The following is a 19791-nucleotide window of genomic DNA, read 5'->3' as shown; positions in this document are numbered from 1 at the left end:
TCAGGCGCCCTCGTTCAGCGCCACCATGGCCTCGCGCGCCCAGCGCGCAGTGACGCGCTGCCCCGGCTGGTGGGCCACGGCGGCGGCGTCCCACTGGCTGTTGGCCTGGCTCAGGCAGAGGTTCTGGCCGTTGTCCAGGCGGATTTCGTAGCGGGTGGCGGCGCCCTGGTACTGGATGTCGTGCAGCAGGCCGCTGATCTCCAGGTCGCCGGCGCCGCGTTCGCCGCTGGCGAAGCGAATGTGCTCGGGGCGGATGGAGAACGGCTGGGCGTTGCCGGTCAGGCTCTGGGCCAGGTCGCCGCGCAGCACGTTGGAGGTGCCGACGAACTCGGCGACGAAGGGCGTGGCCGGTTGCATGTACAGGTTGCGCGGGGTGTCGACCTGCTCGATGCGGCCCTTGTTGAACACCGCCACGCGGTCGGACATCGACAGCGCTTCGCTCTGGTCGTGGGTGACGAAGATGAAGGTGATGCCCAGCTGGCGCTGCAGCTTCTTCAGCTCGCTCTGCATCTGCTCGCGCAGCTTCAGGTCCAGCGCGCCCAGGGGTTCGTCCAGCAGCAGCACCCGCGGGCGGTTGACCAGGGCGCGGGCCAGGGCTACGCGCTGGCGCTGACCGCCGGAGAGCTGCACCGGCTTGCGGCTGCCGTAGCCGCCGAGGGCGACCATGCCCAGGGCTTCCTCGGCGCGCTTGAGGCGTTCGGCCTTGCCCACGCCTTTCACCTTCAGGCCGTAGGCGACGTTCTCCAGCACGTTCATGTGCGGGAACAGCGCGTAGTCCTGGAACACGGTGTTGACGTCGCGCTGGTATGGCGGCAGGCCGGCGGCCTCCTCGCCATGGATGCGGATGGAGCCGGCGGAGGGCTGTTCGAAACCGGCGATCAGGCGCAGGCAGGTGGTCTTGCCCGAGCCCGAGGGGCCGAGCATGGAGAAGAACTCGCCGTCCTTGATGTCGATGGATACCCGGTCGACGGCTTTCACCTCGCCGAACTGGCGGGAGACCTGGGTGAATTGAACAGCGGGGGTGGTCATGGGGCACGCTCCAGGGGCAGGAATCCGGCGTACGAAGGCCCTGCCCGGAAAAATCGGGTGAATCAGAAACGGATGGTTGGCTGGGCGCCCCCTCTCCCTTCAGGGAGAGGGACGGGGAGAGGGTTGCCTTGGCATCGGCACGGGGCATTGCCCTCTCCCCCAGCCCCTCTCCCTGAAGGGAGAGGGGAGCCAGTCAGGCGCGAAGCGAAGCCTCGTGCTTAACGGCCACCCATGATCGCGATGTAATCCTGGGTCCAGCGGCTGTAGGGCACGAACTTGCCGCCCTCGGCCTGCGGGGTCTTCCAGAAGGCGATCCTGGCGAACTGGTCGAAGCCGTTGGTGGCGCAGCCTTCGGCGCCGAGCAGCGCGCTGGCCTTGCAGCCTTCCGGCGCGGCCGGCACCGAGCCGAACCAGGCGGCGACGTCGCCCTGTACCTTGGGCTCCAGCGACCAGTTCATCCACTTGTAGGCGCAGTTCGGGTGCGCGGCTTCGGCGTGCAACATGGTGGTGTCGGCCCAGCCGGTGACGCCTTCCTTCGGGAACACGGTGGCGATCGGCTGCTTCTCGGCCTTCAGCGCGTTGGCCTGGTACGGCCAGGAGCTGGAGGCGGCCACGCCCTCGTTCTTGAAGTCGCTCATCTGCACGGTCGCGTCGTGCCAGTAGCGGTGGATCAGCGAATGCTGCTTGCGCAGCAGGTCGAGCACGGCGCCGTACTGCGCCTCGGTCAGCTGGTACGGGTCCTGGATGCCCAGTTCCGGCTGGGTGCTCTTCAGATACAGCGCGGCGTCGGCGATGTAGATCGGGCCGTCGTAGGCCTGCACGCGGCCCTTGTTCGGCTTGCCGTCAGGCAGGTCCTGCGCCTGGAACACCACGCTCCAGCTGTCCGGCGCCTTGGGGAAGACCTTGGTGTTGTACATCAGCACGTTCGGGCCCCACTGGTATGGGGTGCCGTAGGTCTTGCCGTTGACGGTGTACCAGGGCGCGTCCTTCAGGCGCGCATCGACGTTCTTCCAGTTGGGGATCAGCTCGGGGTCGATCGGCTGCACGCGCTTGCCGTAGATCAGCCGCAGCGAGGCGTCGCCGGAGGCGGTGACCAGGTCGTAGCCGCCCTTGGCCATCAGGCTGACCATCTCGTCGGAGGTGGCGGCGGTCTTCACGTTGACCTGGCAGCCGGTGTCCTTCTCGAACTGGGTAACCCAGTCGTAGGCCTTGTCGGATTGGCCGCGTTCGATGTAGCCCGGCCAGGCGATGATGTCCAGGCGGCCTTCACCGGCGCCGACCGCCTTGATGGCGTCGGCGGCCTGTACGCCGGCGCTGGCCAGCAGGGCGGTGGTGATGGCGCTGAACAGTGCTGTCTTGCGCATGCGATGTCTCCCTCGTTTGTTGTCTCTATTGGTGGGGCAGTGTCAATCGAGCAACGGCCCTCGCGCGGCGTACCGCCGGGGCATTTCTTATGTACCGGCGGGCGGGCCCGCCGGGGCGTTCAATCCAGGCGGTCGCCGTGGCGGGCCATGATGTGGCGCACCACGCTGTAGTCCTGCAGCGAGTCGCTGGACAGGTCCTTGCCGTAGCCCGAGCGCTTGAGGCCGCCGTGGGGCATCTCGCTGGCGAGCATGAAATGGGTGTTGATCCAGGTGCAGCCGTACTGCAGGCGGTTGGCGATCTGGAAGGCCTTGTCCAGGTTCTGCGTCCACACCGAGGAGGCCAGGCCGTACTCGGAGTCGTTGGCCCAGTCCACCGCCTGCTCCAACTGGTCGAAGCGGGTGACCGTGACCACCGGGCCGAACACCTCGCGCTGGACGATCTCGTCCTGCTGCTTGCAGCCGGCCAGCAGCGTGGGCTGGTAGTAGAAGCCGGGGCCGGAGTGCACGGCGGCGCCGGTCACGCGCTCGATGTGCGGCTGGCCCAGGGCGCGTTCGACGAAGCTGGCCACGCGGTCGCGCTGGCGGGCGCTGATCAACGGGCCGATCTCGTTGTCCGCGTCGCGCTTGCGGGCGAAGCGGATGCTTGCCACCGCCTCGCCCAGCTCGGCTACCAGGCGGTCGTGGATGCCGGCCTGGGCGTAGATGCGGCAGGCGGCGGTGCAGTCCTGCCCGGCGTTGTAGTAGCCGTGGGTGCGCACGCCCTGGACGACCGCCTCGATATCGGCGTCATTGCAGACGATGACCGGCGCCTTGCCGCCCAGCTCCAGGTGGGTGCGCTTCAGGGTGCGCGCGGCGGCCTGGAGGATCTTCTGCCCGGTGACGATATCGCCGGTCAGCGAGACCATGCGCACCCGCGGGTGGCCGACCAGGTGGCTGCCGACGTTCTCGCCGCCGCCGCAGACGATGTTGAGCACGCCCGGCGGGAGGATGTCCGCCAGCGCCGGGGCCAGCGCCAGGACCGACAGCGGGGTGTGCTCGGAGGGCTTGAACACCAGGGTGTTACCGGCGGCCAGGGCCGGGGCGATCTTCCACGCGGCCATCATCAGCGGGTAGTTCCAGGGCGCGATGGAGGCCACCACGCCCACCGGGTCGCGGCGCACCATGCTGGTGTGCCCGGGCACGTACTCGCCGGCCAACTGGCCCTGCTGGCAGCGCACGGCGCCGGCGAAGAAGCGGAACACGTCGGCGGTGGCGGGGATGTCGTCCTGCCGCGCCAGGTGCAGCGGCTTGCCGCAGTTCAGGGCTTCCAGGCGGGCGAGGGCGTCGGCGCGCTTGTCGATGGCATCGGCGATGGCCAGCAGCGCGGCGGAGCGTTGCGCCGGGGTGGTCCGCGACCAGGCCGGGAAGGCGCGCTGGGCGGCGTCGATGGCCTGTTCGATCTGCTCGGGGGAGGCATCGGCGACCGAGACCAGGGTTTCGCCGCTGGCGGGGTTGAGGATCGCCTCGGCAAGGCCCTGCCCGGGCGTCAGCTGACCGTCGATCAGCAGCTCGGTGTACAGGGTCGGGGTGCTCGCCAGGGCGTTCATCTTCGCGGCTCTTTTCTTCTCGGTCTTGTTTTCGGGGGCCATGGGCTGCTCCGCTGGGTTGCCCGGCCCTTCTGTATGAAGCCAGAGACTAGATTCCGGGCCTGAGGTCGACAAATTCTAAATACTGAAAATGGCATTCGATTAAATCGAATGCTGCTAGATGGAAGGGCGCTTGGCGTTGGGTTGCTCGCGGGCCACGGTGAGGAACGGGTCCACCAGCGCCGGCCGCGCCGTGCCGCGGCGCCAGGCCAGGCCGACGTCCAGCGGCTCGCCCAGGTCCACCAGCGGGCGCGCCTCGATGATGTCGCCTTCCAGCGACCAGGGGCGGTAGGTCATGTCCGGCTGGATCGATAGGCCGAGGCCGGCGGCCACCAGGCTGCGCACGGCCTCCACCGAGGCGGTGCGCAACGTCACCTGCGGCACCAGCCCGGCGCGTGACCAGATGCGCTGGGTGTGCAGGCCCATCTCGTCGGCGTTGAGCTGGATCAGCGGCTCCCCGGCGACGTCCGCCAGGCCGATGCTGTCGCGCTCCAGCAGCGGGTGCTGGGCCGGCAGCCAGAGGCGGTGCGGTGAGTGGGTGAGCACCTCGGTCTGCAGGGCGTGGCGGTCTTCCAGGTTGGAGAGGATCAGCACGCCGACGTCGATCTCGCCGCTCACCAGCAGGTGCTCTATATAAGGCCGCTCGTCCTCCACCACGCGCGTCTGCACGTTGGGGTAGGCGCGCTGGAAGCGGGTGATCAGGTCGGCCAGGTAGTAGCCGGCGACCAGGCTGGTCACCCCGATGGTCAGGCTGCCGGCGACCTTGTCGGTGCTCTGCTGCAGGCTGCGCTTGGCGTTCTCCACCGTGGCCAGGATCAGGTGCGCCTGGCGCAGGAACTGGTGGCCCTGGTGGGTGAGCGTCATGCCCTTGGCGTGGCGCTCGAACAGGCGCACGCCGATCTCCTCCTCCAACTGCTGGATGGCCAGGGTCAGGGTCGACTGGGAAATGAACACCGCCTGGGCGGCGGCGGAGATCGAGCCGGTCTCGGCGACGGCGATGAAATGGCGGATCTGGCGCAGGGTCATCATGGGTGGCGGGCCATGGCTTTGTGCTTTATCGAAAATCTATAGGAGCATTCTTTTAAATCGAATGAAAGCACCCGCCCAACCCGCCCGCTCTTCGTAGGAGCGAGCTTGCTCGCGAACGGGTTCCGCCGCGGGGGTCATTCGCGAGCCGCGGCGATGGGTATCGCTTCGCTCAACCCATCCTACGACGACGTTCTCCTGCGCCTGTAGGATCGGGCCCTGCCCGCGATTCGTACTCCCCAGCAATATCCCGAAGCACTCTGCGCCTGCGCACATACGGGAGCGGGCGCTAGAGTCGAGGTTTCCCTCTACCGACCCAGGAGACCGCCATGAACACCCGTGGCCTGCTCGACCAACTGCTCAAATCCGGCCAGGAACTCCTGCAGAACAAGGGGCTCGCCCAGACCGGCGGCCAAGCCCAGGCCGGGCAGGGCGCCGGCAAGGGCGGCCTGGACATCGGCAGCCTGCTCTCCGGCGCCGGTGGCGGCGCCCTGGCCGCCGGCGCGCTGGGCCTGCTGCTGGGCAGCAAGAAGGCGCGGAAGATGGGCGGCAAGGTCGTCACCTACGGCGGCCTGGCCGCCCTCGGGGTGATCGCCTACAAGGCCTACGGCAACTGGCAGCGCCAGCAGGCCAGCGCGCCGCGCGGCGAACCGCAGACCGTCGACCGCCTGCCGCCGGTGGAAGCCGAGGCCCACAGCCACGCCATCCTCCGCGCCCTGGTGGCGGCGGCCAAGGCCGATGGCCATATCGACACCCGCGAACGCCAGTTGATCGACGGCGAGATCGCCAAGCTCACCGGCGACCTGGAGCTGCAGGGCTGGCTCGACCGCGAACTGGCCAAGCCGCTGGACCCGCGGGAAGTGGCGGGGGCCGCGCAGAGCGAGGAAATGGCCGCCGAGATGTACCTGGCCAGCCTGCTCATGGTCGACGAGGAGAACTACATGGAGCGCGCCTACCTCGACGAACTGGCCCGCCAACTGAGCCTCGACCCGGGCCTCAAGGCCGAGCTGGAAGCCCAGGCGCAGAAGGCCCTGCAGGCACTGCCGGCCTGATTCTCAGCGCGCCCCTGAATAGTCCCGGACGGCATTGGCGGAATCCGCCACCGGGACTATCGTTGCCTGACTGCAACCACGCCGAGGGCGCTGCCATGAACACCACGGATCTGCTGGAACAACTGCTGCGGGCCGGCCAGGGCGCGCAGGCGCAACAGGGCGGCGCAGGCGGCCTGGGTGGCCTTGGCGGGTTGCTTGGCGGCCTGCTCGGCGGAGCCACCGGCGGTGGCGCAGCGGCCGGAGGCCTCGGCGGTCTCGGCGGCCTCGGCGGCGTGCTGGGCAGCATGCTCGGCGGCGGCGCCCCGGCCAGCCAGGGCCGCTCCAGCGGCGGCGGGGTCAACTACGCCATGCTCGCCTCCCTGGGCATGATGGCCTTCCAGGCCTACCAGAACTGGCAGCAGCAACAGGCGGCCGCCGCGCGGCAACAGCCGCCGACCACCGTCGACCAGCTCTCCGGCGACGAAGCCGAAGCCCACAGCCACGCCATCCTCATCGCCCTGATCGCCGCGGCCAAGGCCGACGGCCGCATCGACGACAAGGAAAAGCAGGCGATCTACGCGGAAATCTCCCGCCACGCCGGCGAACCGGAACTGCAAGCCTGGCTCGACAACGAAGTGCAGAAACCCCTCGAAGCCGCCGACGTGGCCCAGGCCGCGCAAGGCGACCCGGGCAAGGCCGCGGAAATGTACCTGGCCAGCGTGATGCTGGTGGACGACCAGCAGGAAAGCGAACGCAACTACCTGGACGAACTGGCCTACCAGCTGCAGCTCGACCCGGAGCTGCAGGCGCACCTGGAACAGCAGGCCAAGACCGGCGGTGAAGTAGCCTGAAACAACTTCGCGCGGCCCCGGGCCGCGCATTCGCACAGGCGCATGGTCGAAGGGATGCAATCAATCCGGACGAACGCATCCTGCGCGATGCGTTCGCCCTCAACCGGCAAGGAGGCGTCATGCCCTTCACCCGTTTCACCCTCTGCACCGCGCTGCTGCTCAGCGCCACCGCCACCCTGGCCAACGCCGCCAAACTCGAAGACGTGGCGCCCTATCCCAAGGCCGAAGACGGCTTCGTGCGCCAGGTCATCCACTTGCCGCAGCAAGCCCACGAAGAGAACTTCAAGGTCGAAGTCCTGGCCGGCAAGACCCTCACCGTCGACTGCAACCGCCAGCGCCTGGGCGGCAGCCTGGAAGAAAAGACCCTGGAAGGCTGGGGCTACCCCTACTACCGCCTGGACAAGGTCGGCGGCCCGGCCAGCACCCTGATGGCCTGCCCGCAAGGCACCAGCAGGAAGGACTTCGTACCGGTGGTCGGCGACGGCTTCCTGCTGCGTTACAACAGCAAGCTGCCGATCGTGATCTACGCCCCCAAGGACATCGAAGTCCGCTACCGCATCTGGTCCGCCTCGGACAAGGTCGAACACGCCCGCGCCGAATAAACCCCCCGACCAAACCCATGCATCCTGTAGGAGCGGGCCCTGCCCGCGATTCGCGCGCAGGGCGCGCTCCTACATGGGAATGGCGCGGGTGGGGCAGCGTAGCGGATCTTATCCGCGATCCGCGCCGAAACCTCCGGCAATCGCGGACAAGGTCCACTCCTACGGGGAGAGGAATGTCGTGTTTTCCGGCGACCTGTCGGAGCGGACTCCGTCCGCGATCCCGCCAGCACTGCTGGCGCCCGGCCAAGCACGGCGATGGGTATCGCTTCGCTCCACCCATCCTACGAAGAGCGCCACGGTTTAGCTGTGTAGGGCAGCGGCGTTCTGGCTGGCCGGTTCGGTATTTGCAGTCGAGTGCCAAGACCCGCTTTCATACGCCCTTGCAGGGAAACTCCATACGCATTACAGGCCGGAGGAAGCGGGCATCCTCTCGATAATAGTCCTGGCCCGTAACGATCAAGGACGCTTTGGATGCGATACATCACCAGCATTATTCTTCTGTTCTTCCCGCTATTCGCTCTGGCGAATAACTGCGTTTTCAGCCCTCCGAAAGAAGAGCCATTGGAGTACAAGGCAGGACGTTATCTGCCGGTTCTCCTGGGAGGCATCCAGTTCGACCTTCCGGGGACGCCCAAGGCCTTTCTCAGTACTGACGGCCTGATCGCAGCCTATCCCGACCGGCAATTCGTCAGCCATCAGCGCGTCACCTCGGAAACCTTCCCGGAATTTCGAGAGATCTTTCCGCACATCCAATCCGTCGCCCAGGTGTACCGGCTGATCTATGGCGTGGAACCTGCCACAGCCCTCACCGAGAGGCAGGCGCAGGAGTTGGCTATGTTGCGCAAAGTCTTCCGGCTCGACTGTAAGTCACAGGTACGCGCGTTCGGTATGGCAGACACCCGGATTCTGCTGCGCGAATTGGACAGCCCCGAGGGTGTCTTCGAAATCCTCGTGCTCCGTCAGAGCCATGTTGACCTGATCCAGGTGAGGGGGCCGGAGTCGATGGCGCTCGAAGTGGTTCGCAGCATCAGGAGGTCGGATCGATGAGCCGGATCGATCCCGCTGATGAGCAAGCCCTGAAAGAGGTCCTGGTGACCTGGTACGGGCCCCAGGCGCAGTATTGGAATATCAATCAGGCTGTGCTCGAACTGGTAATTGAAATGGTCAGGGAAATGGATAACTGCTCCGCGGCCATGGATTACATTCCGCAGCCGATCAACTTCGGCAATCCGCTCAGTCAGCTCGCCAAATCCCAATTGAAGAGATTCATTGCGCGTCTCAAGGATAACGACAGGACCTACCTGATCTGCGCCCGACATACCCTGCTCCATTTCAAATCGCCTCTGGCAATCGCAGCCATGGGCTTCTGAACGTGCAGGGCCTGGCGAAGCCCAGGTAGAGCGGACTCCACCGTCTTCCTGTTCCGTTCAGGCCTTGCTCTCAACCAGAATCCCCTGCTCCCGCTCACACAACTCCACCAGAAAATCCCAAACCAACCTCAGCCGCACCGACCGGTGCAACTCCCGTCGCGTACACATCCAGTACTCCCGCTCGATGAATTCCTCCGGCAGCACCGGCACCAGCAGCGGGTCGTGCAGGCCCATGAACTGCGGGAGGATGGCCAGGCCGACGCCGGCCTGGGCGGCTTGTTGCTGGGCCACCACGCTGGTGCTGCGGAACACCACCTGGGGGTGGCGGCAGAAGCTGTGGTGGAACATCAGTTCCTGGCTGAACAGCAGGTCGTCCACGTAGCCGATCCACTGGTGCTTGCACAGGTCGTCGCGGTCGCGCAGGGGCGGGGCCTTTTCCAGGTAGGCGGGGCTGGCGAACAGGCTCAGGCGGTAGCGCGTCAGGCGACGGCTGATCACCAGGTCGGCGTTGGGCCTTTCCAAGGTGATGGCGATGTCTGCCTCGCGGTTGGTGATGCTGACGAAGCGCGGCACCGACACCAGTTCCAGCTCAAGGCCCGGGTACTGGCGCATCAGCTCGCCCAGGCGCGGGGCGAGGAACATGGTGCCCAGGCCCTCGGTCACGCCCAGGCGCACCTGGCCCAGCGGGCTGATGCTCTGGCTCATTTCCTCCTGGGCGAGCAGGGCGGTGTTCTCCATGGCCTCGGCGTGCTTGAGCAGCGCCAGGCCCGCCGGGGTCAGCTGGTAGCCGCCGGTGTGCTGGGCGAACAGCTGGGTGCCCAGGTCGCGTTCGATGTTCTCGATGTGCCGGGCCACGGTGGCGTGGGTGGTGCCCAGCTTGCGCGCGGTGGCCAGCAGGCGGCCGCTGCGGTGCAGTTCGAGGAAGTAGCGCAGGTCGTTCCAGTCGAACATGGCGGGCTCCGTTGTTAGAAAACGATCAGCAGCTGACTCGAAATGTTCGTTTTTTTATCGCGAATGAGCGGCTAGCCTCAAGCGACGCATCGATAAGAACGACTAACTATAAGAACAACTGGAGGTCAGCCCATGCCCCAGGCACTGGACGCTTTCGACTACCTGATCGTGGGTGCCGGCCCCGCCGGGTGCCTGCTGGCCAACCGCCTGTCCGCCGACCCGGCCAACCGCGTGCTGCTGATCGAAGCCGGCGGCCCGGACAACTACCCCTGGATCCACATCCCCGTCGGCTACCTCTACTGCATCGGCAACCCGCGCACCGACTGGTGCTTCGACACCGAAGCGGTGCCCGGCCTCAACGGCCGCGCCATCAAGTACCCCCGCGGCCGCGTGCTCGGCGGCTGCTCGTCGATCAACGGCATGATCTACATGCGCGGCCAGGCCCGCGACTACGACGGCTGGGCCGCCGAGGGCAACCCCGGCTGGGGCTGGAACGACCTGCTGCCGCTGTTCCTCGGCATGGAGGACCACTTCGCCGGCGACAGCGCTATCCACCATGGCGGCGGCGAATGGCGGGTGGAGCAGCAGCGGCTGTCCTGGGAAATCCTCGATGCCTTCCGCGAGGCGGCGGCGCAGACCGGGATCGCTTCGGTGGACGACTTCAACGGCGGCGACAACGAAGGCTGCGGCTACTTCCAGGTGAACCAGCGCGGCGGCGTGCGCTGGAATGCTTCCAAGGCCTTCCTGCGCCCGGTCGAGCAGCGCCCGAACCTGCTGGTGCTGACGAATGTCGAGGCGCAGCAACTGATCCTCGAAGACGGCCGAGCCAAAGGCCTGGTGGTGGACTGGCAGGGCGCCCGCCGCGAACTGCGGGCGCGCCGCGAGGTGATCCTGTGCGCCGGCGCCATCGGCTCGCCAACCCTGCTGCAGCGCTCGGGCATCGGCCCGCGGCCCTTGCTGGAACAACTGGGCATCGGCGTGCGCCACGCGCTGCCCGGCGTCGGCGAGAACCTGCAGGACCACCTGCAACTGCGGCTGATCTACCGCATCCAGGGCACCCGCACCTTGAACCGCATCGCCGCCACGCCCTGGGGCAAGGTCGGCATGGGCCTGGAGTACCTGTTCAAGCGCAGCGGCCCGCTGTCCATGGCGCCGAGCCAACTGGGCGCCTTCGCCAGGTCCGACCCCGGCCAGGCCTCGGCCAACCTCGAATACCACGTGCAGCCGCTGTCCCTGGAGCGCTTCGGCGAGCCGCTGCACGCCTTCCCGGCCTTCACCGCCTCGGTATGCGACCTGCGCCCGCAAAGCCGCGGCAGCGTACGCATCCGCAGTACCGACCCGCGCGCCAAGCCGCTGATCCAGCCCAACTACCTGAGCCACCCGGAAGACCTCAAGGTGGCCGCCGACGCCATCCGCCTGACCCGCCGCATCGCCGCCGCGCCGGCCCTGGCGCGCTTCCGCCCGGAGGAATACAAGCCCGGCCCGGACTTCCACAGCGAGGAAGACCTGCACCGCGCCGCGGCTGACATCGGCACCACCATCTTCCACCCTGCCGGCACCTGCCGCATGGGCAGCGGGCCGAATGCCGTGGTCGATAGCCAGCTGCGCGTGCACGGCATCCCCGGCCTGCGCATCGCCGACGCCTCGATCATGCCCACGCTCACTTCCGGCAACAGCTGCTCGCCGGTGCTGGTGATCGCCGAGAAGGCGGCGCGGATGATCCTGGCCGAACCCTCGCGGCAGGCGGAGGTCATCCCTATCAGCGGCCGGGAGGAGAAGGCCCTGTCCTGACGGCCACCCCGGCGGGACGAACACGAGGTTCGACAGCAGACAGCGTCGCGCGGCCCCCGGGCCGTGGCGGTCGAGGCTGAAACAACAATAAGAGCCCCCACGAGGGGCAGGAGAGCCGTAATGACCGATCTAGCACAGCCCCAGTCGTTCGAACGGGGGCGCTCCAGCAGCCGCGAAGAGCGCAAGGTGATCTTCGCTTCCTCGCTCGGCACCGTGTTCGAGTGGTACGACTTCTTCCTCTACGGATCGCTGGCAGCGGTCATCAGCAAGCAGTTCTTCGCCGGCGTCAACGACACCACCGCTTTCATCTTCGCCCTGCTGGCCTTCGCCGCCGGCTTCCTGGTGCGGCCCTTCGGCGCCCTGGTGTTCGGCCGCCTGGGCGACATGATCGGGCGCAAGTACACCTTCCTCGCCACCATCCTGCTGATGGGCCTGTCGACCTTCTGCGTCGGCCTGCTGCCGTCCTACGCCAGCATCGGCGTGGCCGCGCCGATCATCCTCATCGCCCTGCGCCTGCTGCAGGGCCTGGCCCTGGGCGGCGAATACGGCGGCGCGGCCATCTACGTCGCCGAGCACGCCCCGGCCAACAAGCGCGGCGCCTACACCAGCTGGATCCAGTGCACCGCCACCGCCGGCCTGCTGCTGTCGCTGCTGGTGATCTGGGGCTGCCGCCAGGCCACAGGCGAAGCCTTCGAGACCTGGGGCTGGCGCCTGCCGTTCCTGATTTCCATCGTGCTGCTGGGCATCTCCACCTGGATCCGCCTGTCCATGCAGGAGTCGCCAGCGTTCCTGAAGATGAAGGCCGAGGGCAAGATCAGCAAGTCGCCGCTCAAGGAGTCCTTCACCCGCTGGAGCAACCTGAAGATCGTGCTGATCGCCCTGTTCAGCATCAACGCCGGCCAGGCGGTGACCTTCTACGCTGCGCAGTTCTACGTGATGTTCTTCCTCACCCAGGTGCTCAAGGTCGACCCGGGGCTGTCCAACGTGCTGCTGATCATCTCCCTGGTGATAGGCGCGCCGCTGTTCGTGCTGGCCGGCTGGGTGTCCGACAAGGTCGGGCGCAAGCCGGTGCTGGTGGTCGGCCTGCTGCTGGCGACGGTGTTCTACTTCCCGCTGTTCAAGGCCCTGACCCACTACGCCAACCCGCAGATCGACCAGGCCTCGCGCCAGGCCCCGGTGGTGGTGATGGCCGACCCGGCCACCTGCACCTTCCAGTTCGACCCGGTGGGCAAGGCCAAATTCGACAGCCCCTGCGACAAGGCCAAGACCCTGCTGGTGAAAGGCGGCGTGCCCTACAGCACCCAGGCCGCGCCGGCCGGCAGCGAGCTGGTGGTAAGCGTGGGCGAGAAGCGCATCGAAGGCTTCGACGCCGCCGCCCTGGGCGCCGCGGTGAAGGAAGCCGGCTACCCGACCCAGGCCGACGCCTCGCTGGTGAACCGGCCGATGGTGATCGCCATCATCGTGGCGCTGATCTTCATCGCCACCTGCTGCTACGGCCCGCTGGCGGCGCTGATGGTCGAGCTGTTCCCGACGCGCATCCGCTACACCTCGCTGTCGCTGCCGTACCACATCGGCAACGGCTGGTTCGGCGGCCTGCTGCCGACCATCTCCTTCGCCCTGGTGGTGTACACCGGCAACATCTTCTACGGCCTCTGGTATCCGGTGCTGATCACCGGCGTGAGCCTGGTGTGCTCGCTGCTGTTCCTGCGCGAGACGCGGCACAACGACATCCATGCCGATTGATCACGGCGCCGCCGGGGGCTCTTCGTAGGAGCGAGCTTGCTCGCGAAGGGTGCCTTCCGGCGGCAGCTGTGTGCCAGGTTGACTCTGTCCCCTCTCCCTGAAGGGAGAGTAGGCTGTCCGGTGCGCTCGGGAAGTTCGGCGTCAACCTGAGCGGACGTCTGCGAATCGCGCACAGGGCGCGCTCACCCGTCCATGCCACCGGGGCATCCGGCGTGGCCGGCAAATCCAATCGCGGACGGAGTCCGCTCCTACGCCCGTGCTTTTCTGAACCGTAGGCGTAACTGTCTTGCAGGCCGCGCCGGGGTGCTCTTCGTAGGATGGGTTGAGCTTGCGAAACCCATGCGGTTGCGCTGATGGGTATCGCTTCGCTCAACACCATCCTACGACGGAACTCCTCTCGTGGGTGGGCGTGTTAGAACAACGCCATCTGCCGATCGACCAGCCGTGCGAAGTCGTCGCCGACGAAGGGCAGGATGGCGTCGGCCACCGGTTGCAGCTGGCGTGTCAGGTAGTGTTCGTAGTCGATGGCCGCGCGGCGGTTTTCCAGGGGCTCGGGGCCGGCGGTGGTGATCAGGTAGCTGATCCAGCCGCCGTGCTGGTATTGCCGCGGGCGGCCCTGGCTCTGGTTGTAGTCGTCGGCGGCACGGGCTGCGCGCACGTGGGGCGGGACGTTGCGTTCGTAGTCGTCCAGGCGCCGGCGCAGGCGCTTGCGGTAGACCAGCAGGGCGTCCAGCTCGCCGGCCAGGGTGCGGCGCACGTAGTCGCGCACGTAGTCCTGGTAGGGCTGGCGGCGGAAGATGCGTTCGTACAGCTCCTGCTGGAAGCGCTGGGCCAGCGGCGACCAGTCGGTGCGCACCGTTTCCAGGCCCTTGAAGACCATTTCCTCGCTGCCGTCGGCGCGCCGCACCAGGCCGGCGTAGCGCTTCTTGCTGCCTTCCTCGGCGCCGCGCACCGTGGGCATCAGGAAGCGCTGGTAGTGGGTTTCGTACTGCAGCTCCAGGGCGCTTTCCAGGTCGTAGGTTTCGCGCAGGTGCTCCTTCCACCATTGGTTGATGCGTTGCACCAGGGCGCGGCCGATGTGCTCGGCGTCCGCCTCGGCGTGGGCACCGCCGAGCCAGACGAAGGTGGAGTCGGTGTCGCCGTAGATCACCTGGTGGCCCTGCGCCTCGATCAGCTCGCGGGTGCGGCGCATGATCTGGTGCCCGCGCATGGTGATGGACGACGCCAGGCGCGGGTCGAAGAAACGGCAGCCGCTGGAGCCGAGCACGCCGTAGAAGGCGTTCATGATGATCTTCAGCGCCTGGGACAGCGGCTTGTTGCCCTCGCGCTTGGCCGCCTCGCGGCCCTGCCACACGCGCTCGACGATGGCCGGCAGGCAGTGCCGGCTGCGCGAGAAGCGGGCGCCGCGGAAGCCTTCCACCGCGTGTTCGTCGTCCGGCTGGCGCAGGCCTTCCACCAGGCCCACCGGGTCGATCAGGAAGCTGCGGATGATCGACGGGTACAGGCTCTTGTAGTCCAGCACCAGCACCGAGTCGTACAGCCCAGGGCGCGAGTCCATGACGAAGCCGCCGGGGCTGGCCTCCGGCGGCTTGCCGCCGAGGTTGGGGGCGACGAAGCCAAGGCGGTGCATGGCCGGCAGGTACAGGTGGGTGAAGGCCGCCACCGAGCCGCCGCTGCGGTCGGCGGGCAGGCCGGTGACGCTGGCGCGTTCGAGCAGAAAGTGCAGCAGCTCGGTCTTGGCGAAGATGCGCGTGACCAGCTCGCAGTCCTTGAGGTTGTAGTGGGCCAGCGCCGGCTTGTCCTCGGCGAACTTGCGGTCGATCTCGGCCATGCGGTCGTAGGGGTTGTCGATCGCCTTGCCTTCGCCCAGCAGCGTCTGCGCCACGCTTTCCAGGCTGAAGGAGGGGAAGCTCCAGGTGGCCGAACGCAATGCCTCGATGCCGTCGATGATCAGCCGCCCGGCGGCCGCGGCGAAGTAGTGGTTGCTGCCGCTGCCGTGCTGGCGCCAGTGCATCTCGTCTCCGTCGCGGCCCAGGCGCAGGGGGATCTTCAGGCGCTGGGCGTGCTCGCGCAGCACGCGCAGGTCGAACTGCACCAGGTTCCAGCCGATGATGGCGTCGGGATCGTGCTCGGCCAGCCACTGGTTGAGGCTTTCCAGCAGTTCGCCGTGGCTGTCGCGGTAGGCCAGGTCGAAGTCCAGCCAGCTGGCATCGCCGTTGGCTGGGCCGAGCATGTACACCTGGCGCTGGCCGCAGCCTTCCAGGGCGATGGAATAGAGGTTGCCGTGGATGTCGGTCTCGATGTCCAGGGACACCAGCTTCAGCCGTGGCCGATAGTCCGGTGCCGGTTTGAGCACGGCTTCGCACAGCACGCCCTCGGCATCGGCCTCGCCATCGAAGCTCACCGGGGCGGTGATGAAGCGCTCCATCAGGTAGCGCTCCGGCGGGCGGATGTCGGCTTCCAGCACCTCGGTGCCGGCCGCGCGCAGGCGCTTGTCCAGGTCCATCAGCTGGCGGTGCTGGCGGCAGTACAGGCCCAGCACCGGGCGTTGCTCGAAGTCGCGCAACTGCAGCGGGCGCAGCTCCACGCCGGTTTCGCCCTGCAGCAGGCGCTGCGCCGCCTCGCGCTGGGCGGCGGGGAGGAAGGCCACCGAGGTCTGCGGCGGCAGGCGCACCCGGCGCGGGCCGGCGTCGGTGGCCAGCCAGAACTCCACCTCGGTGCCGGCGGGCGTGTCGCGCCAGTGCCGGGTGAGGACGAAGCCGTGTTGTGCTGCCACCGGTAACCCCTGGGAAGAATCTTTCAGGCGTTCATTCTACCCGGGGCGCCGGACGCGCGCCCGGCCGCCTCTGGACGAAAGGCCTAAGGTTGGCGGCGGTAGCGGCCGATAAGCGGGGGTCATTCCACCCGCCGGTACCCTATTCGTCATGCCTCACTCTTCCTTCTCCCTGGAAAACCACTACCGCAAGGCCGACCGCATCATGTTCGGCGTGCTCTGGCTGATGTTCGCCTACTCGCTCGCCCTGGCCGCCTGGCACGATACTTGGGGGCAGGCCCTGCTGATCGGCGGCGGCACGCTGGCGGCCATGCATGGCCTGAACCCGTTGATCGGTGGCCGGCGCTTGATGCGCTGCTGCATGGGCGTCGCCTTCATGGCCTTCGCCGCCCTGCAGATCAACCAGAGCGGCGGGATCATCGAGATGCACTTCGGCATCTTCGTGCTGCTGGCGATCCTGGTGTTCTACCGCGACTGGCTGCCCATCGTGGTCGCCGCCAGCTTCATCGCCGTCCACCACCTGGCCTTCTTCGCTCTGCAGCAGGGCGGCAGCGGGCTGTGGGTGGCGCCCCAGGGCACATGGCCGATCATCTTCCTGCACGCTTTCTACGTGGTGCTGGAAAGCTCGATCCTGGTCTACCTGGCCATCCAGTCCCACGCCGAGGCCCGCGGCGCCATGGGCTTGCTGGCCTCGGTGAGCCGCCTGACCGAAAGCGACGTGGTCGACCTCAGCTACCGCAGCCCGGTGTCCGGCGCCATGAACTCGCGCCTCAACCGCTTCCTCGCGCGGCTGGACGAGCTGGTCGCCGTGGTCCTGCGCGATGCCCTGGGGCTGAACGAACTGGCCCAGCAGCTGGCCAGCACCACCCAGACGCTGCGCGACGGCGCCCGGCGCCAACTGGGCGAGACCGCGCACATGTCCGGTGCCATGCGCCAGATGGGCAGCACCATCGAGGGCGTGGCGGCCAATGCCGACGAGGCCGCGCAGACCGCCCTGCGCATCAACCAGGAGGCGCGCGACGGCAGCGAGCTGATGCGCGAGAGCCTGGAGGAGATCGGCCGCCTCGCCAGCCAGATCGACGACAGCGACCGCCAGGTCCAGGACCTGGACGCCCAGGCCCAGCAGATCGGCCGGGTGGTGGAAGTCATCCGCGGCATCGCCGAACAGACCAACCTGCTGGCGCTCAACGCCGCCATCGAGGCCGCGCGGGCCGGCGAGCAGGGCCGCGGCTTCGCCGTGGTGGCCGACGAGGTGCGCAACCTGGCGCAGAAGACCGCGCTGTCCACCCGCGAGATCCAGGAAGTGATCGGCCGCCTGCAAAGTGGCAGCCGCGCCGCGGCCCAGGCCATGTCGAGCAGCCGGGAGAACGTCGAGCAATGCGTGTCGCGCAGCCGGCGCACCAGCGAACTGCTCCTGCGCATGACCGAGGGCATCGCCAGCATCAGCCAGATGAACCAGCTCATCGCTACGGCCACCCAGGAGCAGAGTTCCGTCAGCGAGGAGGTCATCCTCCACCTACAGGACGTGCAGGGCGTGGCCGAGCACAACGACAGCGATGCCCAGGCCCTGGAGCGCGAGGGCTCGCGCCTGCAGGAGCTGAGCGGGCGCCTGCAGCGCCTGACCGAGCGCTTCCAGGTCACCCGCTGAGGCGCTACGGGCGGTTCTCTTTTGCGCCGATCCTGTCCAGAATGGCCGCCCCTTTTCCCAGCCCCGACGCCATGAACGCACAAGCCCTCGACGTACTTCTGCAACAGCTGCTGGCCGCCCTGGAGGCACCGCCCGCCGAGGTTCGCCGCCTGTTCCACGGCCGCGGCCGGCGCTGGCCGGGGCTGGAGCATGTGACCGCGGATTGGCTGCAGGGCGTGCTGCTGGTGTCGCTGTTCCGCGAGCCGGGCGAAGATGAACTGGCGGCGCTGGAGCGCCTGCTGCTGGGCCTTGGCGAGTCGCCGCAATGGCGCGCCAGCGGCGCCGAGGCTTTGCTGCTGCAGCACCGCTACCGCCCGGACAGCGCCATGCAGGCCCTGTTCGGCGAGGTGCCGGAGGAGCGCGTGGTCAGCGAGAACAGCCTGCGCTACCTGCTGGACCTGGGGCGCAAGCAGAACAACGGCCTGTTCCTCGACATGCGCCTGGGCCGCCAGTGGGTGCAGGCCCGGGCCGCCGGGCAGCGGGTGCTCAACCTGTTCGCCTACACCTGCGGCTTCTCGGTGGCGGCCATCGCCGGCGGCGCCGAGCACGTGGTCAACCTGGACATGGCGCGCGCCGCCCTGAGCCGCGGGCGCGACAACCACCGGCTGAACGGCCACGACCTGTCGCGGGTGGAATTCCTCGGCCACGAGCTGTTCAAGTCCTGGGGCAAGGTGAAGAAGTCCGGGCCCTACGACCTGGTGATCATCGACCCGCCGTCGTTCCAGAAGGGCAGCTTCGCCCTCGGCAAGGACTACCCGCGCATCCTGCGCCGCCTGCCCGAGCTGCTGGCGCCCGGTGGGCGGGTGCTGGCCTGCGTCAACGATCCGTCCGTGAGCCCGGCCTTCCTTATCCAGGGCATGGCCGCCGAGGCGCCGGAACTGGCCTTCGTCGAGCGCCTGGACAACCCGCCGGAGTTCGCCGACGTCGATGAGGATGCGGCGCTCAAGGCGCTGGTGTTCGCCTACCCGGGCTAAGCCCGCACCTGGATGTAACACCTGGCACACAATCTGCTCCGCATCGGCCATGGCACGGAAAACGCCGGTTTTCCGTCATCCCCTGGCCACGGAGCGAATCCCATGCGCTTTTCCTGCAACGGTTGCGGCAAGTGCTGCCATGACCACCACGTACCCCTGACCCTCGACGAATCCCGCGACTGGGTGGCCGACGGCGGCAGCCTGATCGTCCTGCTGGAGGCGGTGCTGGACGACGGCGCCGGGCTGCCGGAGGGGCAGCGCGAGCACGTGCTGCGCCGTTCGCTGCCGGTCCGCTGCGGCAGCACCCAGGCGCACCTGGCGATCACCTTCGCCGCCTTCAACCAGGGCGCCTGCCGCCACCTGGGCAGCGACATGCGCTGCGGCATCTACGAGCGGCGGCCGCTGGTGTGCCGCATCTACCCCATGGAGATCAACCCGCACATCCCGTTGCGCGCGGAGGCCAAGGACTGCCCGCCGCAGGTCTGGGACGAGGGCCCGGAGCTGATCGTCGGCGGACGCCTGGTGGACACCGAACTGGCGGCGCTGATCGAGCGTTCGCGCCAGGCCGACCGCGAGGAGATCGCCGCCAAGGCGGCCATCTGCGAGCGCCTGGGCATCAGCGTCTCGGCGCTCAAGGGCGACGGCTTCACCGCCTACCTGCCGCAGCGCAAGGCCTTCCTGGCGGCCCTGGACGCGGTGCGCGCGCAGACGCCGGCCAACTCCGCGGCGGACTGGCAGCTGCATGTCTCCAGCGACGACCTGGCCCGCCAACTGGAGGAAACCGGGGCGATGATCGCCGCCCTGCTGGCCGACGACTGCGCCTTCATTCCATTGCGCGCGGCCTGATGGGGGAGGGGATGGTCGGGTAGTAGTCCTTCGGAATAATGACGCCGAAAATTCGCCGGTGCGGATAATATATGCGGCATTTTCCGCTAGAACTGAAAAGAAGGCTGACGCCAATCTGCCTTCGTCTG

Annotated in this window: 16 protein-coding genes; 10 read left to right on the top strand and 6 right to left on the bottom strand. The window is 67.8% G+C overall.

The genetic code is table 11. The features are described 5' to 3' along the window. The 4 genes from PcP3B5_RS23640 to PcP3B5_RS23625 all read right to left on the bottom strand — a co-directional run bounded on the left by PcP3B5_RS23640 (window position 1) and on the right by PcP3B5_RS23625 (window position 5047). Window positions 1-1029 carry an ABC transporter ATP-binding protein gene (locus tag PcP3B5_RS23640; protein ID WP_061562568.1) on the bottom strand — a complete coding sequence of 343 codons (1029 nt, stop codon included), beginning with the start codon at window positions 1027-1029 and terminating at the stop codon, window positions 1-3. Between the two features lie 218 nt (window positions 1030-1247). Further along, on the bottom strand, window positions 1248-2393 hold the full coding sequence (gene ydcS, locus PcP3B5_RS23635) for a putative ABC transporter substrate-binding protein YdcS (RefSeq protein WP_061562567.1): 1146 nt from the start codon (window positions 2391-2393) through the stop codon (window positions 1248-1250). 119 nt (window positions 2394-2512) lie between these two features. After that, window positions 2513-4021 carry a gamma-aminobutyraldehyde dehydrogenase gene (locus PcP3B5_RS23630; protein WP_061562566.1) on the bottom strand — a complete coding sequence of 503 codons (1509 nt, stop codon included), beginning with the start codon at window positions 4019-4021 and terminating at the stop codon, window positions 2513-2515. 114 nt (window positions 4022-4135) lie between these two features. After that, entirely contained in the window at window positions 4136-5047 is a 912-nt protein-coding gene (locus PcP3B5_RS23625; protein WP_009616507.1) for a LysR family transcriptional regulator, read from the bottom strand. A 326-nt stretch (window positions 5048-5373) separates the two neighbouring features. Here PcP3B5_RS23625 and PcP3B5_RS23620 point away from each other — a divergent pair, with 326 nt between their 5' ends. The 5 genes from PcP3B5_RS23620 to PcP3B5_RS23600 all read left to right on the top strand — a co-directional run bounded on the left by PcP3B5_RS23620 (window position 5374) and on the right by PcP3B5_RS23600 (window position 8898). Then, window positions 5374-6096, top strand: a complete 723-nt coding sequence (locus PcP3B5_RS23620; protein WP_061562565.1) for a tellurite resistance TerB family protein — start codon at window positions 5374-5376, stop codon at window positions 6094-6096. A gap of 95 nt (window positions 6097-6191) precedes the next feature. Next, complete coding sequence (locus PcP3B5_RS23615; protein ID WP_061562564.1) at window positions 6192-6926, top strand: DUF533 domain-containing protein; 735 nt, start codon at window positions 6192-6194, stop codon at window positions 6924-6926. Window positions 6927-7045: 119 nt separating this feature from the next. Then, complete coding sequence (eco, locus tag PcP3B5_RS23610) at window positions 7046-7528, top strand: serine protease inhibitor ecotin (RefSeq protein WP_009616510.1); 483 nt, start codon at window positions 7046-7048, stop codon at window positions 7526-7528. A 471-nt stretch (window positions 7529-7999) separates the two neighbouring features. Beyond that, entirely contained in the window at window positions 8000-8575 is a 576-nt protein-coding gene (locus PcP3B5_RS23605; RefSeq protein ID WP_061562563.1) for a hypothetical protein, read from the top strand. Beyond that, entirely contained in the window at window positions 8572-8898 is a 327-nt protein-coding gene (locus PcP3B5_RS23600; protein ID WP_058073170.1) for a hypothetical protein, read from the top strand. The genes PcP3B5_RS23605 and PcP3B5_RS23600 overlap by 4 nt, the downstream gene beginning before the upstream one ends. A gap of 57 nt (window positions 8899-8955) precedes the next feature. Here PcP3B5_RS23600 and PcP3B5_RS23595 read toward each other — a convergent pair whose 3' ends face one another. After that, window positions 8956-9849: a LysR family transcriptional regulator gene (locus tag PcP3B5_RS23595; RefSeq protein WP_061562562.1), complete on the bottom strand. Its 894-nt coding sequence runs from the start codon at window positions 9847-9849 to the stop codon at window positions 8956-8958. A gap of 132 nt (window positions 9850-9981) precedes the next feature. Between PcP3B5_RS23595 and PcP3B5_RS23590 the strand changes: the two genes are divergently transcribed. Further along, window positions 9982-11640 (top strand): GMC family oxidoreductase, encoded by a 1659-nt coding sequence (locus PcP3B5_RS23590; RefSeq protein WP_061562561.1) that lies wholly within the window; start codon window positions 9982-9984, stop codon window positions 11638-11640. A gap of 120 nt (window positions 11641-11760) precedes the next feature. Then, window positions 11761-13383, top strand: coding sequence for an MFS transporter (locus PcP3B5_RS23585; RefSeq protein WP_043314602.1), 1623 nt, complete (start codon window positions 11761-11763; stop codon window positions 13381-13383). Window positions 13384-13795: 412 nt separating this feature from the next. On the opposite strand, the gene PcP3B5_RS23580 is transcribed toward PcP3B5_RS23585, so the two are convergent. Beyond that, complete coding sequence (locus PcP3B5_RS23580) at window positions 13796-16159, bottom strand: DNA polymerase II (protein WP_061562560.1); 2364 nt, start codon at window positions 16157-16159, stop codon at window positions 13796-13798. 148 nt (window positions 16160-16307) lie between these two features. On the opposite strand from PcP3B5_RS23580, the gene PcP3B5_RS23575 reads away from it, so the two are divergent. The 3 genes from PcP3B5_RS23575 to PcP3B5_RS23565 all read left to right on the top strand — a co-directional run bounded on the left by PcP3B5_RS23575 (window position 16308) and on the right by PcP3B5_RS23565 (window position 19663). Further along, window positions 16308-17804: a methyl-accepting chemotaxis protein gene (locus tag PcP3B5_RS23575; RefSeq protein WP_061562559.1), complete on the top strand. Its 1497-nt coding sequence runs from the start codon at window positions 16308-16310 to the stop codon at window positions 17802-17804. 71 nt (window positions 17805-17875) lie between these two features. Next, complete coding sequence (locus tag PcP3B5_RS23570; protein ID WP_061562558.1) at window positions 17876-18817, top strand: class I SAM-dependent methyltransferase; 942 nt, start codon at window positions 17876-17878, stop codon at window positions 18815-18817. A gap of 102 nt (window positions 18818-18919) precedes the next feature. Continuing rightward, the gene (locus tag PcP3B5_RS23565; RefSeq protein WP_061562557.1) at window positions 18920-19663 is read left to right on the top strand and encodes a YkgJ family cysteine cluster protein; all 744 of its coding nucleotides are present in this window, start codon (window positions 18920-18922) and stop codon (window positions 19661-19663) included. Window positions 19664-19791 lie beyond the last annotated feature (128 nt).

It is taken from the genome of Pseudomonas citronellolis (assembly GCF_001586155.1).
GTDB classification, from domain to species: domain Bacteria; phylum Pseudomonadota; class Gammaproteobacteria; order Pseudomonadales; family Pseudomonadaceae; genus Pseudomonas; species Pseudomonas citronellolis.
This window is presented reverse-complemented; position numbering and strand designations above follow the sequence as displayed.

Excerpts from the sequence above, each read along its gene's own strand:
- PcP3B5_RS23640 (WP_061562568.1), bottom strand. The coding sequence starts at position 1,029 with ATGACCACCCCCGCTGTTCAATTCACCCAGGTCTCCCGCCAGTTCGGC.
- ydcS (WP_061562567.1), bottom strand. The coding sequence starts at position 2,393 with ATGCGCAAGACAGCACTGTTCAGCGCCATCACCACCGCCCTGCTGGCC.
- PcP3B5_RS23630 (WP_061562566.1), bottom strand. The coding sequence starts at position 4,021 with ATGGCCCCCGAAAACAAGACCGAGAAGAAAAGAGCCGCGAAGATGAAC.
- PcP3B5_RS23625 (WP_009616507.1), bottom strand. The coding sequence starts at position 5,047 with ATGATGACCCTGCGCCAGATCCGCCATTTCATCGCCGTCGCCGAGACC.
- PcP3B5_RS23620 (WP_061562565.1), top strand. The coding sequence starts at position 5,374 with ATGAACACCCGTGGCCTGCTCGACCAACTGCTCAAATCCGGCCAGGAA.
- PcP3B5_RS23615 (WP_061562564.1), top strand. The coding sequence starts at position 6,192 with ATGAACACCACGGATCTGCTGGAACAACTGCTGCGGGCCGGCCAGGGC.
- eco (WP_009616510.1), top strand. The coding sequence starts at position 7,046 with ATGCCCTTCACCCGTTTCACCCTCTGCACCGCGCTGCTGCTCAGCGCC.
- PcP3B5_RS23605 (WP_061562563.1), top strand. The coding sequence starts at position 8,000 with ATGCGATACATCACCAGCATTATTCTTCTGTTCTTCCCGCTATTCGCT.
- PcP3B5_RS23600 (WP_058073170.1), top strand. The coding sequence starts at position 8,572 with ATGAGCCGGATCGATCCCGCTGATGAGCAAGCCCTGAAAGAGGTCCTG.
- PcP3B5_RS23595 (WP_061562562.1), bottom strand. The coding sequence starts at position 9,849 with ATGTTCGACTGGAACGACCTGCGCTACTTCCTCGAACTGCACCGCAGC.
- PcP3B5_RS23590 (WP_061562561.1), top strand. The coding sequence starts at position 9,982 with ATGCCCCAGGCACTGGACGCTTTCGACTACCTGATCGTGGGTGCCGGC.
- PcP3B5_RS23585 (WP_043314602.1), top strand. The coding sequence starts at position 11,761 with ATGACCGATCTAGCACAGCCCCAGTCGTTCGAACGGGGGCGCTCCAGC.
- PcP3B5_RS23575 (WP_061562559.1), top strand. The coding sequence starts at position 16,308 with ATGCCTCACTCTTCCTTCTCCCTGGAAAACCACTACCGCAAGGCCGAC.
- PcP3B5_RS23570 (WP_061562558.1), top strand. The coding sequence starts at position 17,876 with ATGAACGCACAAGCCCTCGACGTACTTCTGCAACAGCTGCTGGCCGCC.
- PcP3B5_RS23565 (WP_061562557.1), top strand. The coding sequence starts at position 18,920 with ATGCGCTTTTCCTGCAACGGTTGCGGCAAGTGCTGCCATGACCACCAC.